We start from the raw sequence: 21,354 nt of genomic DNA on the forward strand, positions 1-21,354 counted from the left end.
AACCAATTATGTTAACAAATTTATTAAATGCTGACTAATCAAACAGGGTTACGCTTTTAGATCTAGCATTAAAGCTAGTAGCTCCCTTTTTTCTTCGGCTGATAAACCGACGCTTCTTGCTTTGGCCTGCAGGTTTTCAATTTGTTTTTCAACGCACTGGGCAAGTATGTTGTCCAGTGAGTCTAAAAATATGTCTTCTTGATTGTCTTCGTCGAGGGGGATTTCCCAGCTCGCGAGACGAGACAGAAGCGCCTCATGTTTATTGTGTCGCCAATGCTCTAATAATTGGCCTGTGTTGATATGGGGATGCGCGTGGCATTTATCAAGTACTTCGACGAATAAACTTAGTCCAGGCAACTGTAAGCCTTTGACACTTGATAAATCCGGTACCATATCAGCATAGCTCGGATTTTGGATAAGCAAAGCGATAACTTCTCGCATTGGCGTGCGTTTCAGTTCTTTATGCGGTTGAGGTGTCGGGTTCTTAGTATGAACACGAGCTCGTCTCAGTTGGTTATCAAAACCAGTACGCTCATCCAATAATTTTTCGAGCAGTTCTTGGAAGTAACTGTCAGGGATTTTGTTAATCAAGGCGCTTGCGTGTGCTCGCAGTGCCGACTTCCCTTCCGTTGTTCCCAAGTTCAACTTGTGTATCTCAATAAGATTATCGAACAAGTAAGTAGAAAGCGGTGTCGCATTCTGTACCAGTTGTTCGAAGGCCTCTTGGCCATTCTCTCTTATATAGCTATCTGGGTCTTCGCCGTCGGGTAAAAATAGAAACTTGAGCGTGTTACCTGTTTTCAGGTATTCAAGCGCATTTTCGAGTGCGCGCCACGCTGCTTCTTTACCTGCTCGGTCACCGTCGTAACAACAAACCACTGTGCTGGTTTGGCGGAACAACATTTGAACGTGGTCACCGGTTGTCGAGGTACCCAGTGATGCCACTGAGTAATCAACACCATATTGCGCGAGTGCCACAACATCCATGTAACCTTCAACCACAAGTATTTGAGGCGGTTCACGGTAGGCTTGCAGCACTTCATAAAGGCCGTAAAGCTCTTTGCCTTTATGGAAGATAGGCGTTTCTGGTGAGTTCAGGTATTTCGGTGTGCCGTCTTCTAAGACACGACCACCAAAACCAATCACTCGACCACGACGATCGCGAATCGGGAACATGACACGTCCACGGAATCGGTCGTATCGGTTGCCTTTATCGTTTTCTATCAACATGCCGCCAGTAACGAGCATGTCTTGGGCTTCTTTTTGTTGCCCAAAATTCTTACGAACCAAGTCCCATTCATCAGCGACGTAGCCAATGCCAAACTTCTGTACGATTTCACCAGACAGTCCACGATTCTTTAGATAATCAATCGCAGGCTTGTTAGCTGAGATTTTTAGTTGAGAGCGGTAAAAATTACTGATGCCGCCCATCAAATCGTAGAGGTTACGTTTTTGTTCGCTGTTGGCTCTTGGTGCTGTGGATATTTCACCACTGCGTTGTTCTCTAGGAACATCAAGGCCTAAAAATGAGGCAAGTTCTTCAATCGCTTCAACAAAGTCGAGACGTTCGAACTCCATAATGAAGTCGATGGCATTGCCATGTACGCCACAACCAAAGCAGTGATAAAACTGTTTTTCTTGGCTTACGCTAAAAGAAGGGGTCTTCTCGTTGTGAAATGGACAACAAGCACCATAGTTTTTGCCTTTTTTCTTAAGTTTCACGCGTGCGTCCACAATATCGACAATGTCGAGACGCGCTAGGAGATCATCGATGAAACTACGCGGGATGTGTCCTGCCATAAAACCTTAGAAAAATGCACTAACTGAGAGTGTGGATAATAATAGTTTGAATAGGTTACAGATACAAACAAGCCGTGCGTTCCGAAGGATTGCACGGCTTGTTGCAATTTGATTTGGGATTAAGCGAGTTTAGAACGAACTAAACCACTAACTTTTCCCATATCTGCACGCCCTTGAATTTGTGGTTTCAAGATAGCCATTACTTTACCCATGTCTTGCATGCCCGCTGGTTGAGCTTCCGCGATTGCGCTATCAAGTAGTACAACAACTTCTTCTTCAGTTAACGGTTGAGGCATAAAGCCTTCAAGTACAGTAATTTCTGCTTTTTCCACGTCAGCAAGATCTTGACGATTTGCTGATTCATATTGAGCAACAGAATCGCGACGTTGCTTAACCATTTTAACTAATATAGCAATTATGTCGTCGTCGTTCAGAGTGATCCGTTCGTCAACTTCACGTTGCTTAATTGCTGAAAGAGCTAAGCGGATAGTGCCAAGGCGCGGTTTGTCCTTGGCTTTCATCGCTAATTTTTGCTCTTCTTTGAGTTGTTCAATAAGAGCCATAACTCAGTCCTTATGGATTAAGTTATTAGTACAGGCGAACGCGACGTGCGTTTTCGCGAGCTAGCTTCTTAGCGTGACGCTTTTGAGCTGCTGCTTTAGCGCGTTTGCGAACTGTAGTTGGCTTTTCGTAATGCTCACGACGACGCACTTCAGAAAGGATACCTGCTTTTTCACAAGAGCGCTTGAAACGACGTAGTGCAACGTCGAACGGTTCGTTTTCACGTACTTTAACTATTGGCATATGCCTTTCACCTCAGGGGTTATTCATTATCGCTGGTCACTCAGTACCAAATCAGAGAAGTTACCCATCGAGCTAACTCTCTATTCGCGTTTGGCCATTAACCAGCTTGATCAAAAATGGTGCGGAATTTTAATCCGATCACAGTGGCTTTGTAAAGCACTTTGTCGATTATAGTCTGTACAATATTTGTTTGAAGAGCTTAGGCAGGGTAATATTGCGCTAATTTCCCATTTTAGATGAAAGCGTGCCGAGAAAATTATGCGCATTATTGGTATTGAAACCTCTTGTGATGAGACAGGAATTGCGATTTATGATGATGAGCAAGGCCTGCTTTCTCATCAATTATACAGCCAAGTGAAGCTGCACGCCGATTATGGTGGTGTGGTTCCTGAGTTGGCATCGCGTGACCATGTAAAAAAGACCATCCCACTTATTAAAGCGGCATTGGTTGAAGCGAATCTAACGTCAAAAGACATCGATGGTGTGGCTTACACTGCAGGACCCGGCTTAGTCGGCGCTCTGCTGGTTGGTGCAACCATTGGTCGCAGTATCGCTTATGCTTGGGGTGTACCAGCTGTACCTGTTCACCACATGGAAGGTCACCTTCTTGCTCCTATGCTAGAAGATAACCCGCCACCATTCCCATTTGTTGCTCTGCTGGTTTCTGGCGGACATACCATGATGGTCGAAGTGAAAGGCATCGGTGAGTATCGAATCCTTGGTGAGTCGATTGATGATGCTGCCGGCGAAGCGTTTGATAAAACCGCGAAGTTGATGGGTTTAGATTACCCAGGTGGTCCATTGCTGTCTCGTTTAGCAGAAAAAGGCACACCAGGTCGTTTTAAGTTCCCGCGTCCAATGACCGATCGTCCAGGACTCGATATGAGCTTTTCTGGTCTAAAAACATTTGCTGCGAACACCATTCGTGCGAATGACAACGACGATCAGACACGTGCTGATATCGCTTACGCTTTCCAAGAAGCTGTTTGTGCGACCTTGGTAATTAAATGTAAGCGTGCCTTGGCGGAAACAGGCATGAAACGTATAGTGATTGCTGGTGGCGTAAGTGCCAACAAACAGCTACGTATGGAGCTTGAAGCGCTAGCGAAGAAAATCGGTGGCGAGGTTTACTACCCACGAACTGAGTTCTGTACTGATAACGGTGCGATGATTGCTTACGCTGGTATGCAACGCCTTAAAAATGGTGAAACGGCTGATTTGTCAGTTCATGCTACGCCGCGTTGGCCAATTGACCAACTAGAACCAATTGCTTAATCATAACCAATCGCCAAATAAACCATAGTATTTCGATAAACGGTCGCTGAGTGCGGCCGTTTTTATATCCTAGCTTACCGACTATATGTCGATAAATAATTGCTGATAGAGATTAGGAAAGAAAATGAATAAGTTCACCGTAGACAATCAATCGATGACGTACCTAGATGAAGGTCAAGGCCCGGTTGTTGTACTTGGCCACAGTTACCTTTGGGATAGTGCAATGTGGCAACCACAGGTCGAGGCTCTAAAAGCTCAGTATCGCTGCATCGTTCCAGATCTTTGGTCTCATGGTGAGTCACAAGCTGCGCCGAACTCGATGCGTAACCTGAAAGATTACGCTCAACACATTTTGGATCTGCTTGATCATTTAGAAATCGAAGAGTTTTCCGTTGTCGGCCTATCGGTTGGCGGTATGTGGGGAACTGAGTTAGCGGAGTTAGCACCTGCTCGAATCAAGTCTTTGGTACTTATGGATACCTTTGTTGGTTTAGAGCCAGAAGTTGCTCATGCTAAATACTTCAGCATGTTAGACACCATTACTCAAACCAAAATGGTTCCTCAACCGATTGTTGAAGCCGTAGTTCCACTGTTCTTTGCCAATGATGCTCAAACAAACTCACCAGCTTTGGTTGAGAGCTTTACTCAGCATTTGTCTGAACTTCAAGGTGATAAAGCGGAAGAAGTCGCGCGAATCGGTCGAATGGTCTTTGGGCGTCGAGATATGATTGAAGCAGTAGAGAGCTTTGCACTGCCGGTTTTGATCGCTGTTGGACAAGAAGATAAGCCACGTCCGGCACTGGAGTCATACCTAATGCATGATTGCATTACGGGCAGTGAGTTAGTGGTGATTCCTGGTGCTGGTCACATTAGTTCGCTAGAGCAACCAGAGTTTGTGAACACAATGCTGAAGACGTTTTTAGATAAACATCTGCTGTAAGCTTTAAATATTGAATAGTATTGTTCGACAGAGATTTACGTTGGTTTAAACGTATCTCGGTTTAAAAATGATTCGGCTTAGACATGATAGTTTAAGCCGATTTTTTTTGTCCGAGCTTTGGCTCGCTGCCATCGAGAAGGCGGCGGATATTCTGATGGTGACGCAACACAATCAAGCAACACAGCATCGCTACTGGCAGCGTATATTGTGGTTTGACTAACCAAGCGTAGAAAGGTGCGAGCAACACAGTAACCAGTGCCGCTAAAGAAGAGTAACGAAACAAAAATGCCACAACCAACCAAGTCGCCATGATCATTCCCGTTAGATCGAATCCAATTGGGGCGATGGCTCCGAGTGCCGTTGCGACGCCTTTACCACCTTTAAAGTGGAAAAATATTGGGTACATATGACCAAGACACGCCGCTATCGCCACGACGCCTAAAATGATCGAGTCGATATTGAGGTAGTAGCCAAGCCATACTGGAATAGTACCTTTAAGCATGTCACACAAAAGGACGGCAGCAGCTGCGCCTTTACCGCCAACACGCAGAACATTGGTTGCTCCAGGGTTGTTAGAACCTACCGTTCGGGGATCAGGGAGTCTTAAAACTCGGCATATCAAGACCGCACTCGAGATTGAACCTAGCAAATAGGCAGCAATGATCATGATGAGAGCCAAAGGGGTCATGTCTGTCCTTAACGGTTATAAGCCTAACGATGGGAAAATAATGCTCAATCCCAGAGTAATTGATATCATATCCGGAATTACGCAAATAATACGTTTTTTTCCCCAATATGGGTATCCGACCTCTAAAAGGACAAGTCATGGCACTGGATAAAGTTTTCATTGAACAGCTAGAAGTAATTACAACGATCGGTGTTTACGATTGGGAACAAGAGATTAAACAAAAACTTGTGCTTGATATTGAAATGGCTCATGACAACCGCCCAGCAGGTAAGAGTGATGATGTAGTTGATGCTTTGGATTACTCGACTGTGAGTACTGCCGTGCTTGAGCACATTGCGAATGGCCGATTCCTATTGGTTGAGCGTGTGGCAGAAGAAGTTGCTGAACTAATCATGACTCAGTTCTCAGTGCCTTGGATTAAAATCCGTTTAGCGAAGCCTGGCGCAGTGCCACAAGCAAAAGCAGTCGGCGTGATCATCGAACGAGGTCAAGCATGACAATAGCCTATGTTGGTGTTGGCACGAACATAGACCGCGACAAGCATGCAAGGGTGGCATGGACAGAGCTTCAATCGTTAGGGACTGACCTTAAATGCTCTAAGATCTATCATTGTGAGCCTGTAGGGTTTGAAAGCCATTCGTTTTATAACTTTGTGATAGAGCTCGACACATCACTCTCATTGACTGAATTTTCACAGCAACTTCGTAAAATTGAGTTTAAATGGGGTCGCTCTCAAGATGCTCATAAACTTCAAGATCGAAAGCTCGATCTTGATATTGTGCTGTTTGGAGACGTGGTTTCTGAAAGCGAACCAGAATTGCCACGCAGTGATATCTATAAATATCCTTTTGTAACACAACCACTTTATGATCTCTGTCCTGCGAGAGTGATCCCGCAAGACGGAAGAACCGTCAGTGAAATATGGCAGAAGATGCAGCAATTAGACTCGCTCTCTGTCGTAGATATAAAACTATAATTTTTAAGGTAAGTAATGAGTTATTTTGAAGCGTTTATGTTGGCGTTGGTGCAAGGCTTTACTGAGTTTTTACCTATTTCCAGTTCTGCACATTTAATCCTTCCTTCTGCTGTATTAGGTTGGGAAGATCAAGGTTTGGCCTTTGATGTGGCTGTCCACGTTGGTACTTTGGCCGCAGTAGTTATCTATTTCCGTAAAGAAGTGGTCTCTCTTTTGAGCGCATTCTTTGGTTCCGTGTTTAAAGGCGATCGCAGTAAAGAAGCAAAGCTCGCGTGGATGATCATTCTCGCGACGATTCCAGCGTGTATCTTTGGTTTGTTGATGAAAGATATTGTTGAGCTTTATTTGCGCAGTGCGTGGGTAATTGCTACGACAACGATTATTTTTGGTCTGTTGCTATGGTGGGTGGATAAGAACTCAAGCCTGCGTGATGACGAATACCAAGCGGGTTGGAAAAAGGCGCTGTTTATTGGTCTTGCTCAAGCAATGGCGATCATCCCTGGCACGTCTCGTTCTGGCGCAACCATTACCGCAGCGCTTTACCTAGGTTTCACGCGTGAAGCGGCGGCTCGATTCTCTTTCTTGATGTCTATTCCTATCATCACTTTGGCTGGTGGATACTTAGGCCTGAAGTTAGTGACCAGTGGTGATCCTATTCATGTTGGCACTTTGCTAACGGGTATCGTGGTTTCTTTCATCAGTGCTTATATCTGTATTCACTTCTTCTTGAAGCTTATCTCACGTATGGGCATGACACCGTTTGTTATCTACCGCCTGATTCTAGGTTTTGGTCTATTTGCTTTCTTGATGATGCTGTAGCACTAGACTTACGTAGACAAATGTTTCGTCCTACAGATTGAAACGGAAAAACCCGCCTAGTAGCGGGTTTTTTAATACCGGAGAATCAGCGCTTTGGCGATTAATTATCTGCGAGTTCTAATAGGGCGCTCTCAATTGCGGCAGCTCTGCGCTTCTCTTGTTCTTCTCGAATATCTTTACCTTGAAAACCATCAGCAATAATCGATTTCACTTCGACTTGAAGAGCTGCTTGGTAAGCCACTTCAAAATGCGCTTTCTGAGGGTAAGGCTGATCTTCTAACCCTTTACGGCCAGCATGATCGGCTTGGCAGCAAAGCAGTATATCGTCGAGTCTATCTGGCTTACGCCATACATCGAACTTGTTGAGAACCTTGAGAAAGGTGGTTGGCTTTAGCTCGCCTGCACGATGGATATTAGAATGCTGCTCACACACTAACAACGCAAGGTCTCTGAATTCATTGGGCACTCTGACTCTTTCACACAGCTTCTTAATGATTTTTAAGCCTGTATGGCAATGCATCTTGTGGCTTGGCCACTCACTTTCTGGCGTGACGCCTTTACCTAAATCATGTACTTGAGCTGCAAAACGTACTGGTAATGATGAGCTTAATAGCGCAGCTTGCTGAGCAACCATCAGCGTGTGAATGCCCGTGTCGATTTCAGGGTGCCATTTTTCAGGTTGAGGCACACCAAACAGAGCGTCAATTTCAGGCAACACAACAGCCAATGCACCGCATTCTTTCAGTACAGAAAGGAACACTTCAGGGTGCGGAGTACTAAGAGATTTATGCCACTCCTGCCAAACTCGTTCGGCAGTGAGGTGTGCCAGTTCTCCAGATTGCACTATCTCACTCATCATATCCATGGTTTCAGGTGCAACCGTAAAGTTAAGGTGATGAAGCTTAGCGGCGAAGCGAGCAACACGCAGCACACGAAGAGGATCTTCAACAAAGGCATCCGAGACGTGCCTTAGAATACGATCAGAGAGATCTTTTTGGCCATGGTATGGATCGTAAAGCTCGCCTTTGTCATCTTGAGCGATGGCGTTGATCGTTAGATCGCGGCGCATGAGATCTTCTTCCAAACTCACATCTGGTGCAAAGTAACACTCGAAACCTGTATAACCCGAACCTGACTTTCTTTCGGTGCGAGCCAGTGCGTGCTCTTCTTTGGTTTTTGGGTGTAAGAATACAGGGAAATCTTTCCCGACAGCAGTAAAGCCAAGGCTTTCCATTTCTTGAGGGGTACTTCCTACCACGACCCAATCTCTATCATAACTGTCAATATTGAGCAGCTTATCGCGTACCGCTCCACCGACTAGATAGCGCTGTAGCCCATTGTCTTTTGGTAGGCTATCGTATATTTGCAACTTATCACCTCGAAATGTTTTATCACTGCTGGACTTTACTGCGAGCAATGGTACTTTCCATTAATCGTAATTATAGGGCAGCACATGTATAAGGAATATTTTGGCTTCGTTGAGATGCCATTTTCGATTGTACCAAATTCTCGCTATTTGTTTTTGAGTCAGCGTCATCAAGAAGCGATGCAAAACCTACAAGCAGGTTTAGGCGAGGGTGGGGGCTTTGCGATGCTTACTGGTGAAGTAGGTACAGGAAAAACAACGGTCGCCAAAGCGATGTTGTCATCACTCGATAATCAGACTCAAGCTGGCCTTATACTCAACCCTACGTTTTCCAATACGGATTTACTAGAAGCTATTTGTGATGAGTTCGAGGTGGAATACCCTGAACAAGCATCGCTCAAACAGCTCAGCCAAGCGATTCATTATTTTCTGTTGGATAGCCATGCAGAAGGGATTCAAACCTTATTGGTTATCGATGAGGCACAACACCTTGCTGCTGACGTATTGGAGCAGCTACGCCTTCTAACCAATTTGGAAACCGACAGCCGTAAACTGTTAAAAGTACTGTTGGTTGGCCAGCCTGAATTACAACAACACCTACAAACAACACAATTGCGCCAGTTAGCGCAGCGCATTACAGGTCGTTATCACTTACTGCCTCTTAATACTGAAGAGACTGGCAAGTACATCGCGTTTCGCTTGGAAACGGCGGGTGGCGAGCAGATGTTGTTTTCGAATCGTTCTATCAAGCTGATTGCCCAATATACTCATGGTATTCCGAGACTTATCAATTTGGTGTGTGATAAGGCTCTACAGCTAGCTTTTCATGATGGTGAGCAAGCGCCCTCCAATGAAACGGTCAACCGAGCGTGCCAGCAGATCATGGCCTTTCAGGCCGATGTATATCATGTTGAAAAACAGCACGCAGTTACCGTGGCACCAAAGCTACTCAAATATGCTGGTTTAGCGACGTTAAGCATTGGCTTAGCCTTTACTACTTTTAATTTCGCCCCGTCATACATAGATTCATGGATATCAGCTAACACTTCAAGCGAAGTTAAAACTGAAGTGCTGGCACATGCACAGCGCTCATTGGTGGCAGATACGGCTAAGTTAGCGGCAGAGGCTAACTTAGCAGCAGAGCCGAAGCCTTCAAAGTTTGCACTACCACAAGATATTCAACAGCATTTAATGCAAGGGACTAACCGTTCTCTTGCGATTAAAGATCTTTATACCTTATGGGGGTATCAGTCTTCTTTGCGTGATGGTTTGTGTTTAAGTGAACCTCAAAGCGTGTTCGTGTGTGAGCAACAACAGACCAACCTAGCTGATCTGTTGGAGCTTGGGGTACCTGTGGTTCTCAACCTTGAACTCGATCAAGAGCCTGTATTCGCTGTGCTTTATGGGGAGTCTGACGACTCGGTTGAATTACTCATTAACGATAAGTTGTTGGTGTTGCCTAAACGCTCGTTAGAACAAGTGTGGCAAGGCGATTATGTCGCTATTTGGAAACAACCACTGAGAGAAACCCTAAAAGAGGGTTATCAAGGCGAAGCCGTAACATTATTGGATTTACTGTTGTCTGAAGTGTTAGGTGAAGTCGTTTCAGGAAATGATGTGTTTGATAATGAATTGAAAATGAAAGTCGAAGCCTTTCAAACTTGGCAGGGGATGTCTGTGGACGGTATTGCGGGCAAACGTACATTGGCAAGATTGCAAAGGTTAGCTCAACTGGATTCACCTAAGCTGATGTCACTCGACGGAGGAGCCAGCTAATGTCGCGCATTATGCAAGAGCTCAAACAATCGGAGCTTAGAGGCTATCAAAGCCATCATGTCCCAAATTCTGCTGTGGCTATCAGTAAAAAGAAAGGTTCATCGCTCGCTATGGGGCTTCTTCTACTATTAGTCCCTTCTTTGCTGGTCGGTGGGGCGCTGGCTTATCAGTCTTATACTTCTTCTGCTCAAGCGCTCAGCCAGTCGACGGAGACAATGCCTCTTAAGTCTGAAGATAAAGCGACCGCTTCAAAGGCGTCAGTAACGAATGAAACAGTGGCAGTTACGCAAGATGAGTCGCCATTTTTGATTCGTACAGCACCCACACATAACGAATTAAAAGTATTGCCGCGCAAAGAGGTGTACGCCCAAGTGAATATCAGCAATGCCGCTGATATGAATGACTCGAACGTCATGTTTGCACGAACTGATGTTTCTGAGCCAAATCCAGAGTCAAATTCTGAGCCAAGTACAGAGAGCTTCGAACCTTCATTGCCACAGTCAAGCTCACCTGAGCGCAGTAATGAGTTGCAATCGAACAGTGATTTACTGCAAGGGCTAGACCTCAGTGAGTTACCACCTGATTTAGCATTGAAGCTTGAATCTATTATGGGTGACCAACAAAGCGCTCCTGAGCCAATGGATTCTAGACCCGCTGAAAGCATGGAATCTCCGGTCATCGAGTTAGAGTCTCATGGCAGTAGTTTGTCTGGAGTACTGCCAAAGCTAGATTTACAAACTCATATGTACTCGAGTAGTGAAACGAAACGTTGGGTCAAAGTGAACGGTCATGAGGTGGCGCAGGGAGATTGGATTGGACAAGACATTCAGTTGTTAGAGATTAAACCACAATCGGTGATCATTGAGTTTAATCATCAGAAGATAGAAATCCCGGCTCTATACGAGTGGAAAGGCTAATTAATAGGGATTAGCGCATTGACTTGAATATAAAACCAAGACAAATAAAAAGGAGCACCGAGGTGCTCCTTTTTGATATTCGATACTGAATTTATTCTGTTTAGCGCAAGGTAGGCTGAGCAGATAAAACGATCAGCTTACGACCAGCCGTTTGGTGACTTTCTGCGACGAGGCATAATGTGTGGCAGGATAAGTCCAAGAAGTAGACCAATACCAGCAACACCGCCACCGTACATGAAGTACTTCAGCAATAGATCATCTTTTTGTGTGTCTAGCTTAGCGCGTAGCTCACGGTTCTCTGTTTGAGAGCTCGTTAGCTGCTGGCTAATCTCGCTGTAGTTTTGCTCAAGTTCAGCAATTTGCTTGTTACGAGAGTCTAGAGAGCTCGCTAGGCCAGCTTTCTCGCTGTCTGCACTTTGGCGAGCATTTGCAAGCTTGCCTTTTACGTCAGTCAGTTCTTTTTCTAGCTTAGGCATGCGCAGAGCCATGCTTTCTTGAGTGCTTACAAACTTACTTTCTACCCAGCCTTTACGGCCGCGGTTATCTTGAACCTGGGTGTAACCCGTGCTCTTGTTAGTTTGTAGGTAAGTAATCTTTTCACCAGCATCAACACTACCGATGATACGGAATGTGTTGTTTGGGCCAGAATGCATATAAGTAAATAGTTTGTCAGCAATATAACGGTCTTGTGCAAAGGCAGCTGGAGCCGCAAGCATTGCGAGCAAAACTAAGCTAATCAGTTTTTTCACAGTAAATCCCTTAACGATTCAAATTGGGTAGGCGTATGAGTCAGCCTCAATGAGCAAATAATATTTAGTTTCTTTATGCGGTGCAACAAAGAAGGGAGGCAAAGCCTCCCTTTCTGTGCGTTTGAGTCAATAATGACATGGTATTTACATATCGTTACCGAAGCTCACCGTTTTCTGACGCTAATATTTACTAACGTCAAGGCTATTACATTGTAAACATAGCCTGAATTGCGTAGAAGAACACAACTGCAAGTAGTGCACCAGCAGGTAGCGTTACAATCCAAGAAGCAACGATGTTACGCACAACGCCTAGGTTCAGAGCTGCGATACCGCGAGCAAAGCCCACACCCAATACCGCACCAACCAATGTTTGTGTGGTTGAGATTGGAAGGCCAGTACCAGAAGCAAGAACAACGGTACACGCAGTTGCAAGCTGAGCTGCGAAACCACGGCTAGGTGTTAGTTCTGTAATACCAGTACCCACAGTCGCCATTACTTTATGACCCATGGTAGCAAGACCAACAACGATACCAATACCACCTAGTGGAAGAATCCACCATGCGATAGTGCTCTTACCTGAGATTTCACCCATGTGCTCAACCGTTGAAACAACAGCAGACAGTGGACCAATCGCGTTAGCTACGTCGTTTGAACCGTGTGCAAATGCCATTGCACAAGCTGTGATAACCATAAGTACGCTGAAGATACCTTCAACGCCTGCAAAGCCATGGTCTTCTTCGCGATTAGCAAATTTCTTTTGAATGTATAAGTAACCGCCAATCATGACTAGAGCAGAAACACCTGCTGCCCATAACCATGCTTCAGTGCCGCTTAGGTGAAGACCAACGTGCTTAAGACCTTTCTTGATCGTTACAAGTGCAATGACCATTGTCGTAATGAACATGTACACAGGTACAAAACGCTTAGCGTTAAACAACGGATTTTCTGTATCGAATATCAGTCGTTGGGCACTTACAAAAATGAGATAGGCGAAGATGCCGGAAATCAACGGTGTGACAATCCAACTACCCACAATACCTTGAACGCTGTTCCAGTCTACGGCTTCTGTACCTACAGACACACAAGCAAAACCGATGATTGCACCGATGATTGAGTGAGTCGTTGATACTGGCCAGCCCATGTATGATGCTAGAAGCAACCATGTACCAGCAGCTAGTAGTGCAGACATCATGCCGTACACAAGTACGTCAGGTTGATGAGCGAATAGAGACGTTTCGATAACACCTTTACGGATCGTGTCTGTTACTTCGCCGCCCGCAAGATAAGCACCTGCGAATTCAAAGATCATTGCGATAATGATCGCTTGTTTAACGGTTAGAGCTTTAGAGCCTACTGAAGTGCCCATTGCATTCGCAACGTCATTTGCACCAATACCAATAGCCATCAAGAAACCGAAAGCTGCTGCAACAATAATCAGGACAGTGCCGTAGTTAGCAAGGATATCCATCGTAATACCTAGTTGTTTGATAACAAGCGGAACAAATTTAGACGCAAAAAACCGCTCAGCGAGAGAAATACTCAGCGCATAAGTGGTTTGGTTAAAAAGTGCTCTTCGTTATATGGTTAACGTATGATTTAAGATCGAGAAAGCATTACTTCAAGACGAGCGCCAACACGCTGTGCTTGATCTGCAATACCACCAACCCATTCAAGAATCTTGTACAAGAACATGATGTCAACTGGATTCAGATCTTTCTCTATCGCCATAAGTTGTTGGCGTAGTTCGATCTGCATCGCGTCCGTGTCATCTTCAATTACATCTAATTGATGAATCATTTCAGCAACGAGTGTTACTTCACGGCCTTTAAAGCCCGTTTCAAGCAATTCGTCTAATTCATTGATTACGTTTTGTGCTTGGTTCGCTGCATCTAGACAACGTTTAACGTAAGCGATGAAGTTCTGTTGCATTGGAGCAGGAATGACAAGTTGACGACCATATACACGGCCAGCAATGTCTTTCGCTAGGTTTGCGAGTTTGTCTTGTTGAGTTAAAAGCTCCAACATGTCGGTGCGATCAACTGGCATAAACAAACCGCGAGGAAGTTTAAGGCGAATTTCACGTTTTAGTACGTCAGCTTCTTTCTCAAGGTGAGAAATCTGAGCTCGAATTTCAGAAGCTTTCTCCCAGTCACCCTTTGAAGAAACTTCAAAGAAATTAACTAGGTGAGAACAACATTCGTTCACGCATACTACGTGACGCTGCAAAGGTTTAATTGGGGACTTTGCAAATAACCCCATAATTGTATTTACTGGCATGGTCATCCAACCTAATAAATAATAACCTTAAAACAACATACACCATATTCATGGTGAAATGTTAAGCGATGGCTACAAAGTCGCGCATGTTAACCTAATCAATGTCTCATTAAAACTGTTTTAGATCATCATAAGGGCGATATTTCTGACTTGCTGAGTTTTCAAATTGGCAATATCCTGTCCCTATCTTCACAGAAAGGTATAACTATGGAAACCGAGATAGAACTGAAGTTTTTTGTTTCTCCTGATTTTTCAGAGACTTTACGCAATAAAATTGCTGAAACTAAAGTACTTCAGCACAGTTGTCGCGAGCTAGGTAACATCTACTTTGACACTCCTGACAACTGGCTACGCAAGCACGATACAGGCTTGCGCATTCGACGTTTTGATGACGTGTTTGTACAAACCGTTAAGACCGCAGGTCGTGTGGTTGCTGGCCTGCATCAAAGACCAGAATACAACGCAGAACACGACAGCAATGAGCCTAAGTTATCCTTACATCCTGAGGATATTTGGCCAGAAGGTAAGGACATTGAAACCTTACAAGCAGAGCTGACGCCTTTGTTCTCTACCAACTTTACTCGTGAGCAATGGCTGGTGGGTATGCCTGATGGCAGCCAAGTTGAAGTGGCATTTGACCAAGGTTTTGTCGAATCTGGTGGTCTACAAGAACCGATTTGCGAAGTCGAATTAGAACTCAAATCAGGTCAAACCGATGCTCTGTTTACATTGTCTCGTCAATTTTGCGAGCAAGGCGGCATGCGTTTAGGCAATCTTAGCAAAGCGGCTAAGGGTTATCGTCTTGCTCAAGGTTATCAAGGAGATGAAGTCACTCCTTTGACATTAGTTGATACTGACAAAAGTGATACTGTTGAATCGTGTTTCATTCAATCTTTAGAGCATGCTCTCGCTCATTGGCATTATCACGAGCAGATCTTCACCGAGCGCCAATCAATTGAAGCGCTGCATGAGATCAGTCACTCGCTGAGTTTTATCCGTCAAACCTTCACTATTTATGGTGGCATCGTGCCAAGGCGCGCGAGTGCTATTTTACGTCAAGAGTTGAAGTGGCTTGAGCAAGAGCTCGACTGGCTGAAAAGCTATGACCACTTCGAAGATTTGCTCGAAGATAAAGGCCACGTGCTGCGTAAGCTCGATGCACGTAAGTTCTTAGTCGCTGAACTCAAAGAGATGCAAGAGCAACTGCCAGATCGCGAAGAATTGCTGACTTTGCTTAGCTCTGCTCGTTATACCGGGTTACTACTAGACCTAAGCCGTTGGATCTTGTCTCGTGGCTGGCAACCTTTCTTAGATGAGAAAGCGCGTGAGCAAATGGGTCGTGGTATCGAATGGTTTTCGGTGCAGCAACTCGATCGTACATGGGCAGACTTAATGGAAGCCTTCCCGCCAGAGCGAGTGATGACCAGCCAAGCGTATATTGAGCAGCAATACCGTTTGATGCGTAATCTGTATTCTGGTGTTGGTTTCGCGAGCTTGTATGATGACGTTGAACGAAACAGCTTCCGCTTGCCATGGGCGGATATGGTGCAAGGCATTGATGACCTACTAGCACTGAAAACATTAGAGCCGTTAACTGAGAAGTTAGAAGGCGATGAGAAGGTTCAGCTAGAGCGTTGGTTGGCTCGTCAAGAGGTGTCTATCCTGCATGCGATGGAGCAGACGCGTCAAATCAGTGTCGAAGTTGAGCCATACTGGCAAGACTAAACTCAACATCTGTACCAAAATAAGTATGAATTTCTAAATAGGGCCTCGGCCCTATTTTTTTGTTTGTTGCTCAAGCTTCTCTAGTCGTTCGAGGATTTGTTGTTGCTGCTCTATGATCTTTTCAAGATGCTTCTCTTTGTTTTCAGCCCTTTGATTCTCATGATGAGTGGGAGAGGTGATCAAAGAAGTAATCAAGCCTGAAATCATACCGAACACCCCCACGCCGCAAATAATAACCAAAGACGCCACCAATTTCCCTGAGCTTGTCACTGGATAGTGGTCGCCATAGCCCACAGTACTGATGGTAACGAAAGCCCACCATAAAGCATCTTGGCCAGTGGTAATGTTGGCATTAGGGTCTTTGTGCTCTAACAGAAGTATTGTTCCTGCCCCTATGGTTAAGAGAATGACCAGAAGCAGAATGATCGAAGCGAGAGTGGTCTCTTTTCGATTGCGAAATAGCTCTCTGAAAACACGTTTACCCGAGCGCAAAACCAGAATTACACGCAAGATCTGAAAAATGCGAGCGAAACGGAGCGGCTCGACCATCGGGATGCTTGCTAAGAAATCGATCCAGTGTACTTTTAGGTATTCTTTCTTGTTTTGTGATCTGAATAGATCAATCGTGAGCTGAAAAAGAAAAACACTACAGATTATAAAATCGAGGCCGATAAGGACTTGTTTCGATTCTTTATCAATCGGTGCAAACAATAAGCCTGAGATCACAAATAGCGCTAAGAAAGAGAGAATCAGTGATAATAAGCTCATCGGCTTGGTTGTGTCTTTGATACTATTTAACATTCATACGAGGCTCAAAATAAATCGCGAACTTTGACTGACATAGCCATCTCGCGGATATAGAAGCCATCAATATATAAGAGTTAATGGAGAACTGACAATGACTAAACTGTCATTCAAGCCGTGGGAAAGGGTAATCTCTGACGTTCGTCTCGTTCCAAAAATGATCATGTTGATGATATTCAGCACGATTTTGATCATTTCGAAGCAGCTATGGGACGCGAGCACGTTTTACGATTCATTACTTGCAGTAACGAACAATGCTCAAGTTGCACAGCAGCATTACGAGACTTACCTAGTTCAAGTGGCTTGGCAAACAGCCTTAATGATCATTGTATTTGTGGTTCTTCTATTGGCTGCGGCGCGCGTTATGTTGCGCCAAACTCAATACCTAAATGATGCAATCAAAACCATGGCAGACAAGAATCTGTCAGTGCCAATTCATATGGATTGTAAAGATGAATACGGCGACGTGGCACGTGAGCTTGAGAAAACTCGGGTTCAGCTGCATGACATGGTTAAAGCTCAGGTTGCGTCTTCAGATGAGCTATTTGCTCTGACGGAAGTGATGACAATCAGCATGTCAGAAACCAAAGACTCGGCTCAAGAAGAGTTCAACGAAATCGACCAGCTAGCAACAGCAATGAGCGAAATGACTTCTACCGTACAAACTGTCGCTGAGCATGCACAAAGTGCGTCTTCATTGACAGAACAAGCATCAGGCCAAGCATTGACCGGTCAGAAGTTCGTTCAAGGATCCGTTTCTAAGATGAGCGAGTTGTCTTCCGACATCGCAGCCTCTGCAGCGGCGGTAAACCAAGTCGAAGAGCGCGTTGATTCAATCGGCAGCGTTGTTGGTACTATCCAAGGCATTTCAGAGCAAACAAACCTATTAGCACTAAACGCAGCGATTGAAGCGGCGCGTGCAGGTGAAGCGGGTCGTGGTTTTGCCGTGGTGGCTGATGAGGTTCGTAACCTTGCACAGCGCACACAACAAGCGACAGTCGAGATTCAAGATATGATCAGCCACCTACAAAGCAGTGCAAACTCTGCGGTAGAGCTGATGGAGAAGAGTGTTGTAGAGGCGGCTGAAGGTGTTGATCTAGTGACTAACGCCGGCTCTGAACTTGACGGTATCGTGAGCCAAGTAAACCAAATTAATGACATGAACTTCCAAATCGCAACAGCTGCGGGTCAACAGAGCAGTGTGGCTGAAGAGATGAGCGTCAACCTGACCAATGTTCGTGAGCTTGTCGAAGCGTCTGTCGTGGTGGTTGGTGAGCTTCTTGAGACTTCTCAGCTTATGGAAAGCAACGCGCAAGAACTCGACGGTAAGATTAAGCAGTTTAAGGTTTAATCCTTGGCCTTTGTCTTATTCCCAAAGACTTATTCATAGAGACATCGGCCTAACTCAATAAGTTCACAGATAAAACGCCCACATTGCTAATGTGGGCGTTTTTTATTGGCGTAACTTTGGTATAACTGATCTTTAGTTTTAAAACTCACTATTGAAGACTAGAACCGATAACCCGAACGTTCGTCGCATAGCTTACACAAGGAAGAAACATGCCATTGCCTCCTCAGCTCGTCACTCATTCGCAGTCTGCTTTTGAGCATTTACTAGAACATCAGAGTGAAGCCATTAATGCGTGGCCTAAGCCACTTGTTGACGATCTTAAGTATGTATTAGGCCTGAGCTGCTTCATTGGTGAATGCCTGCAGCGTGATTCGGTTTTATCGAGCGCTTTACCGGACATGCTTAAGTGCGATGAACGTGCTCAAGGGTATCGTGAGCGATTAGCAGAGCTTCTTTCTGGTTGTGCTGATGAAATGAGTGGCCAACGAGTGTTGCGCCAATTCCGCAACCGAGAAATGACCTACATTGCTTGGCGTGACTTTATGGGCTCTTGGCAACTTGAGCAGAGCTTAAGCCACTTATCGATGTTGGCTGAGGCGATGATCTTCGAGACCTACCAATGGCAATACGATATTTGCTGTAAAGAGTGGGGCACTCCTTGCAATGAACAAGGTGAAGCGCAGCCTATGTTGATCATTGGTATGGGGAAATTGGGTGGCGGAGAACTTAACTTCTCTTCGGATATCGACCTGATTTTCACTTACCCTGAAAATGGTGAAACACAAGGCGCGCGACGAAGTATCGCCAACGCCCAGTTTTTCACTCGCTTAGGGCAGCGTATTATCAAGGCGCTCGATCAACAAACGTTTGATGGGTTCTGTTATCGCGTCGACATGCGTTTGCGTCCATTCGGAGAGAGCGGCCCATTGGTGATGAGTTATGCTGCGCTGGAAGATTACTACCAAGAGCAAGGCCGTGACTGGGAACGCTACGCGATGGTTAAGGCGCGAGTCATGGGCTGTGAAATGTATCCGCAGTACCAAGAACTTCGCCAGATGCTACGTCCATTCGTGTTCCGTCGTTACATCGACTTCAGTGCTATTCAATCGTTAAGACGCATGAAGTCGATGATTGGCAGTGAGGTTCGTCGTCGTGGCTTATCGAATAACATCAAGCTTGGTTCTGGTGGTATCCGTGAAGTGGAGTTTATTGCTCAAGTCTTCCAATTGATTCGTGGGGGACGTGAACCGAGCCTTCGCGGGCGAGGTCTACTTGAAACGCTAAGTGCGATTGACGATCTGAATTTACTTGAGAGTGAAGAGGTAGGCCACTTGCGTGATGCCTATCTGTTTCTGCGCCGCCTTGAGAACCTGTTGCAAGCGATGGGTGACAAGCAGACTCAAACCTTACCTGACAACGAGCAAGAGCAGCTACAGCTCGCTATAGCAATGCAATTTGCCGATTGGGGTGGTTTGATTGATGCGACTCGTGCGCACATGGCGAACGTGCACACGGTATTTGAAGATTTGATTGGGGTTGATGAAGAAGACGCGAACCCAATTGCGAGTCACTTTAGTGAGTTGTGGGATATGGCTCATAAGTCGGATGTGATTGAGCAAGTGCTAGAACACGATATTGCAATCGCTAGCCCTGCAGAAGCAGCAAAAACGATTATCCAGTTTAAAGCTGACTTGGCTAAAAAGACGCTTGGCCCACGCGGACGTGAAGTGCTCAATCGTTTAATGCCTAAAGTCTTCCAAGCATTGTATACCGCGAAGGATGCCGAGTTTGGTTTATCTAGAGTATTGCACCTGCTGCAAAAAATAGTGACTCGAACCACGTATCTAGAGCTGCTTGATGAACACCCCGCGGCTCTGACTCAGTTAGTTCGTCTATGTACTGCCAGCCCGATGATTTCGGAGCAGCTTGGTCGTTATCCTATTCTTTTAGATGAACTTATCGACCCTCAACAACTCTATAATCCTGTGCCATTAGAGTCCTACAAAACAGAGTTGCGTGACTATCTTGCTCGCATTCCTGAAGATGATATGGAGCAGCAGATGGAAGGTCTGCGTCAGTTTAAGCAGACTTGTATCTTGAGAATTGCTGCTGCGGATATTGCGGGCGCTTTACCTGTAATGAAGGTCAGTGATCACCTGACCTATTTAGCGGAAGCGATTGTTGAGGCGGGTATTAATCAAGCATGGCTGCAAGTGTCGGCTAAGTTCGGTGAGCCCACTCATGTGAAAGATCGAGAAGGGCGCGGTTTTGCGGTGGTTGGTTATGGCAAAGTTGGTGGCTGGGAGCTGGGTTACAACTCCGATCTTGATATTGTGTTCATGCACGATTGCCCAGTACACATCTATACTGATGGTAAGAAAGAGATTGATGGACGCCAGTTTTATCTAAGGTTGGCACAGCGCATTATTCATATTTTCTCGACCAGAACCGCTTCCGGAATTTTATATGAGGTCGATACTCGCCTACGACCTTCAGGCGCATCTGGCTTGCTTGTGAGCCCAACCGATGCGTTTGATGAGTATCAGCACAATGACGCATGGACGTGGGAGCACCAAGCCTTGACTCGCGCTCGTATGATTTACGGCGATGACTTATTGGCTTCGGCATTTAACAAAACTCGCCATGAGGTTCTGTGCTTGGCTCGTGATGAGGCAACACTCAAAAAGTCCGTTGTCGATATGCGTGAAAAAATGCGCGGTCATTTAGGCGGTAAAAAATCCGATCGATTCATGCTGAAACAAGATGCGGGTGGTATTACTGATATTGAGTTCTTGGCTCAATATCTAGTGCTGAGATACAGCAACGAAAAACCTAAGCTCACCCGTTGGTGCGACAATGTCCGAATCTTTGAAAGCTTGTTGTCGCAAGGTATTATGGACGAGCAACAAGGTATGGCATTGACCAATGCCTATACGACATTAAGAGATGAAATTCACCACCGTAATCTACTCAACCTCGATGCGGATGTGGCGATTGATAAGTTTGAAATGGAAAGAGAACATGTTGTTCAAGCATGGAAGCAATGGATGGAAGCTTAACCTTAGCTAATGCTTACTGATTGCAGTA

At 45.3% G+C, this 21,354-nt stretch carries 19 protein-coding genes; 10 read left to right on the forward strand and 9 right to left on the reverse strand.

Annotation, left to right across the window (positions count from 1 at the left end; translation table 11 throughout):
* Positions 1-48 precede the first annotated feature (48 nt).
* From dnaG to rpsU, 3 genes are all read right to left on the reverse strand, one after another.
* A complete protein-coding gene (gene dnaG / locus AC3CKG_RS01895; protein ID WP_017102947.1) occupies positions 49-1,800 on the reverse strand; it encodes a DNA primase in 1,752 nt (583 codons plus the stop codon).
* A gap of 119 nt (positions 1,801-1,919) precedes the next feature.
* A complete protein-coding gene (locus AC3CKG_RS01900) occupies positions 1,920-2,363 on the reverse strand; it encodes a GatB/YqeY domain-containing protein (protein WP_488528734.1) in 444 nt (147 codons plus the stop codon).
* 25 nt (positions 2,364-2,388) lie between these two features.
* The gene (gene rpsU / locus AC3CKG_RS01905) at positions 2,389-2,604 is read right to left on the reverse strand and encodes a 30S ribosomal protein S21 (protein ID WP_004396009.1); all 216 of its coding nucleotides are present in this window, start codon (positions 2,602-2,604) and stop codon (positions 2,389-2,391) included.
* A gap of 258 nt (positions 2,605-2,862) precedes the next feature.
* On the opposite strand from rpsU, the gene tsaD reads away from it, so the two are divergent.
* Both tsaD and AC3CKG_RS01915 read left to right on the forward strand, forming a co-directional pair.
* Positions 2,863-3,879, forward strand: a complete 1,017-nt coding sequence (tsaD, locus tag AC3CKG_RS01910; RefSeq protein ID WP_488528735.1) for a tRNA (adenosine(37)-N6)-threonylcarbamoyltransferase complex transferase subunit TsaD — start codon at positions 2,863-2,865, stop codon at positions 3,877-3,879.
* Between the two features lie 124 nt (positions 3,880-4,003).
* Entirely contained in the window at positions 4,004-4,819 is an 816-nt protein-coding gene (locus tag AC3CKG_RS01915; protein ID WP_488528736.1) for an alpha/beta fold hydrolase, read from the forward strand.
* A gap of 91 nt (positions 4,820-4,910) precedes the next feature.
* On the opposite strand, the gene plsY is transcribed toward AC3CKG_RS01915, so the two are convergent.
* Positions 4,911-5,507 carry a glycerol-3-phosphate 1-O-acyltransferase PlsY gene (gene plsY, locus AC3CKG_RS01920; RefSeq protein ID WP_004735970.1) on the reverse strand — a complete coding sequence of 199 codons (597 nt, stop codon included), beginning with the start codon at positions 5,505-5,507 and terminating at the stop codon, positions 4,911-4,913.
* Between the two features lie 137 nt (positions 5,508-5,644).
* On the opposite strand from plsY, the gene folB reads away from it, so the two are divergent.
* Genes folB through AC3CKG_RS01935 form a run of 3 tightly spaced genes read left to right on the forward strand, consistent with a single transcriptional unit; the run spans position 5,645 to position 7,302 of the window.
* Positions 5,645-6,004 carry a dihydroneopterin aldolase gene (folB, locus tag AC3CKG_RS01925; RefSeq protein ID WP_017080233.1) on the forward strand — a complete coding sequence of 120 codons (360 nt, stop codon included), beginning with the start codon at positions 5,645-5,647 and terminating at the stop codon, positions 6,002-6,004.
* Positions 6,001-6,483 carry a 2-amino-4-hydroxy-6-hydroxymethyldihydropteridine diphosphokinase gene (gene folK, locus AC3CKG_RS01930; RefSeq protein WP_017106849.1) on the forward strand — a complete coding sequence of 161 codons (483 nt, stop codon included), beginning with the start codon at positions 6,001-6,003 and terminating at the stop codon, positions 6,481-6,483. The genes folB and folK overlap by 4 nt, the downstream gene beginning before the upstream one ends.
* Before the next feature lie 15 nt (positions 6,484-6,498).
* Complete coding sequence (locus AC3CKG_RS01935) at positions 6,499-7,302, forward strand: undecaprenyl-diphosphate phosphatase (RefSeq protein ID WP_488528737.1); 804 nt, start codon at positions 6,499-6,501, stop codon at positions 7,300-7,302.
* 100 nt (positions 7,303-7,402) lie between these two features.
* Here the strand turns inward: AC3CKG_RS01935 and AC3CKG_RS01940 are convergent, their stop codons facing one another.
* Positions 7,403-8,719: a multifunctional CCA addition/repair protein gene (locus AC3CKG_RS01940; RefSeq protein ID WP_488528738.1), complete on the reverse strand. Its 1,317-nt coding sequence runs from the start codon at positions 8,717-8,719 to the stop codon at positions 7,403-7,405.
* Positions 8,720-8,755: 36 nt separating this feature from the next.
* On the opposite strand from AC3CKG_RS01940, the gene AC3CKG_RS01945 reads away from it, so the two are divergent.
* A complete protein-coding gene (locus AC3CKG_RS01945) occupies positions 8,756-10,444 on the forward strand; it encodes an ExeA family protein (protein WP_488528739.1) in 1,689 nt (562 codons plus the stop codon).
* Positions 10,444-11,361, forward strand: a complete 918-nt coding sequence (locus tag AC3CKG_RS01950) for a general secretion pathway protein GspB (RefSeq protein ID WP_488528740.1) — start codon at positions 10,444-10,446, stop codon at positions 11,359-11,361. The genes AC3CKG_RS01945 and AC3CKG_RS01950 overlap by 1 nt, the downstream gene beginning before the upstream one ends.
* A gap of 137 nt (positions 11,362-11,498) precedes the next feature.
* Here the strand turns inward: AC3CKG_RS01950 and AC3CKG_RS01955 are convergent, their stop codons facing one another.
* The 3 genes from AC3CKG_RS01955 to AC3CKG_RS01965 all read right to left on the reverse strand — a co-directional run bounded on the left by AC3CKG_RS01955 (position 11,499) and on the right by AC3CKG_RS01965 (position 14,387).
* A complete protein-coding gene (locus AC3CKG_RS01955; RefSeq protein WP_017080238.1) occupies positions 11,499-12,110 on the reverse strand; it encodes a TIGR04211 family SH3 domain-containing protein in 612 nt (203 codons plus the stop codon).
* 205 nt (positions 12,111-12,315) lie between these two features.
* Positions 12,316-13,578: an inorganic phosphate transporter gene (locus AC3CKG_RS01960; protein WP_017084749.1), complete on the reverse strand. Its 1,263-nt coding sequence runs from the start codon at positions 13,576-13,578 to the stop codon at positions 12,316-12,318.
* 128 nt (positions 13,579-13,706) lie between these two features.
* The gene (locus tag AC3CKG_RS01965; RefSeq protein WP_029223333.1) at positions 13,707-14,387 is read right to left on the reverse strand and encodes a TIGR00153 family protein; all 681 of its coding nucleotides are present in this window, start codon (positions 14,385-14,387) and stop codon (positions 13,707-13,709) included.
* Between the two features lie 207 nt (positions 14,388-14,594).
* Here AC3CKG_RS01965 and AC3CKG_RS01970 point away from each other — a divergent pair, with 207 nt between their 5' ends.
* Positions 14,595-16,112, forward strand: a complete 1,518-nt coding sequence (locus tag AC3CKG_RS01970; protein WP_017109302.1) for a CYTH and CHAD domain-containing protein — start codon at positions 14,595-14,597, stop codon at positions 16,110-16,112.
* A 51-nt stretch (positions 16,113-16,163) separates the two neighbouring features.
* Here the strand turns inward: AC3CKG_RS01970 and AC3CKG_RS01975 are convergent, their stop codons facing one another.
* Entirely contained in the window at positions 16,164-16,913 is a 750-nt protein-coding gene (locus AC3CKG_RS01975) for a potassium channel family protein (protein ID WP_102298413.1), read from the reverse strand.
* Positions 16,914-17,010: 97 nt separating this feature from the next.
* Here AC3CKG_RS01975 and AC3CKG_RS01980 point away from each other — a divergent pair, with 97 nt between their 5' ends.
* Together AC3CKG_RS01980 and glnE are read left to right on the forward strand one after the other, a co-directional pair.
* Entirely contained in the window at positions 17,011-18,267 is a 1,257-nt protein-coding gene (locus tag AC3CKG_RS01980) for a methyl-accepting chemotaxis protein (RefSeq protein ID WP_102269509.1), read from the forward strand.
* A 209-nt stretch (positions 18,268-18,476) separates the two neighbouring features.
* Positions 18,477-21,326 carry a bifunctional [glutamate--ammonia ligase]-adenylyl-L-tyrosine phosphorylase/[glutamate--ammonia-ligase] adenylyltransferase gene (glnE, locus tag AC3CKG_RS01985; protein ID WP_488528741.1) on the forward strand — a complete coding sequence of 950 codons (2,850 nt, stop codon included), beginning with the start codon at positions 18,477-18,479 and terminating at the stop codon, positions 21,324-21,326.
* Positions 21,327-21,354: the final 28 nt, after the last annotated feature.

This window comes from Vibrio sp. QJM3NY_15 (assembly GCF_057785995.1).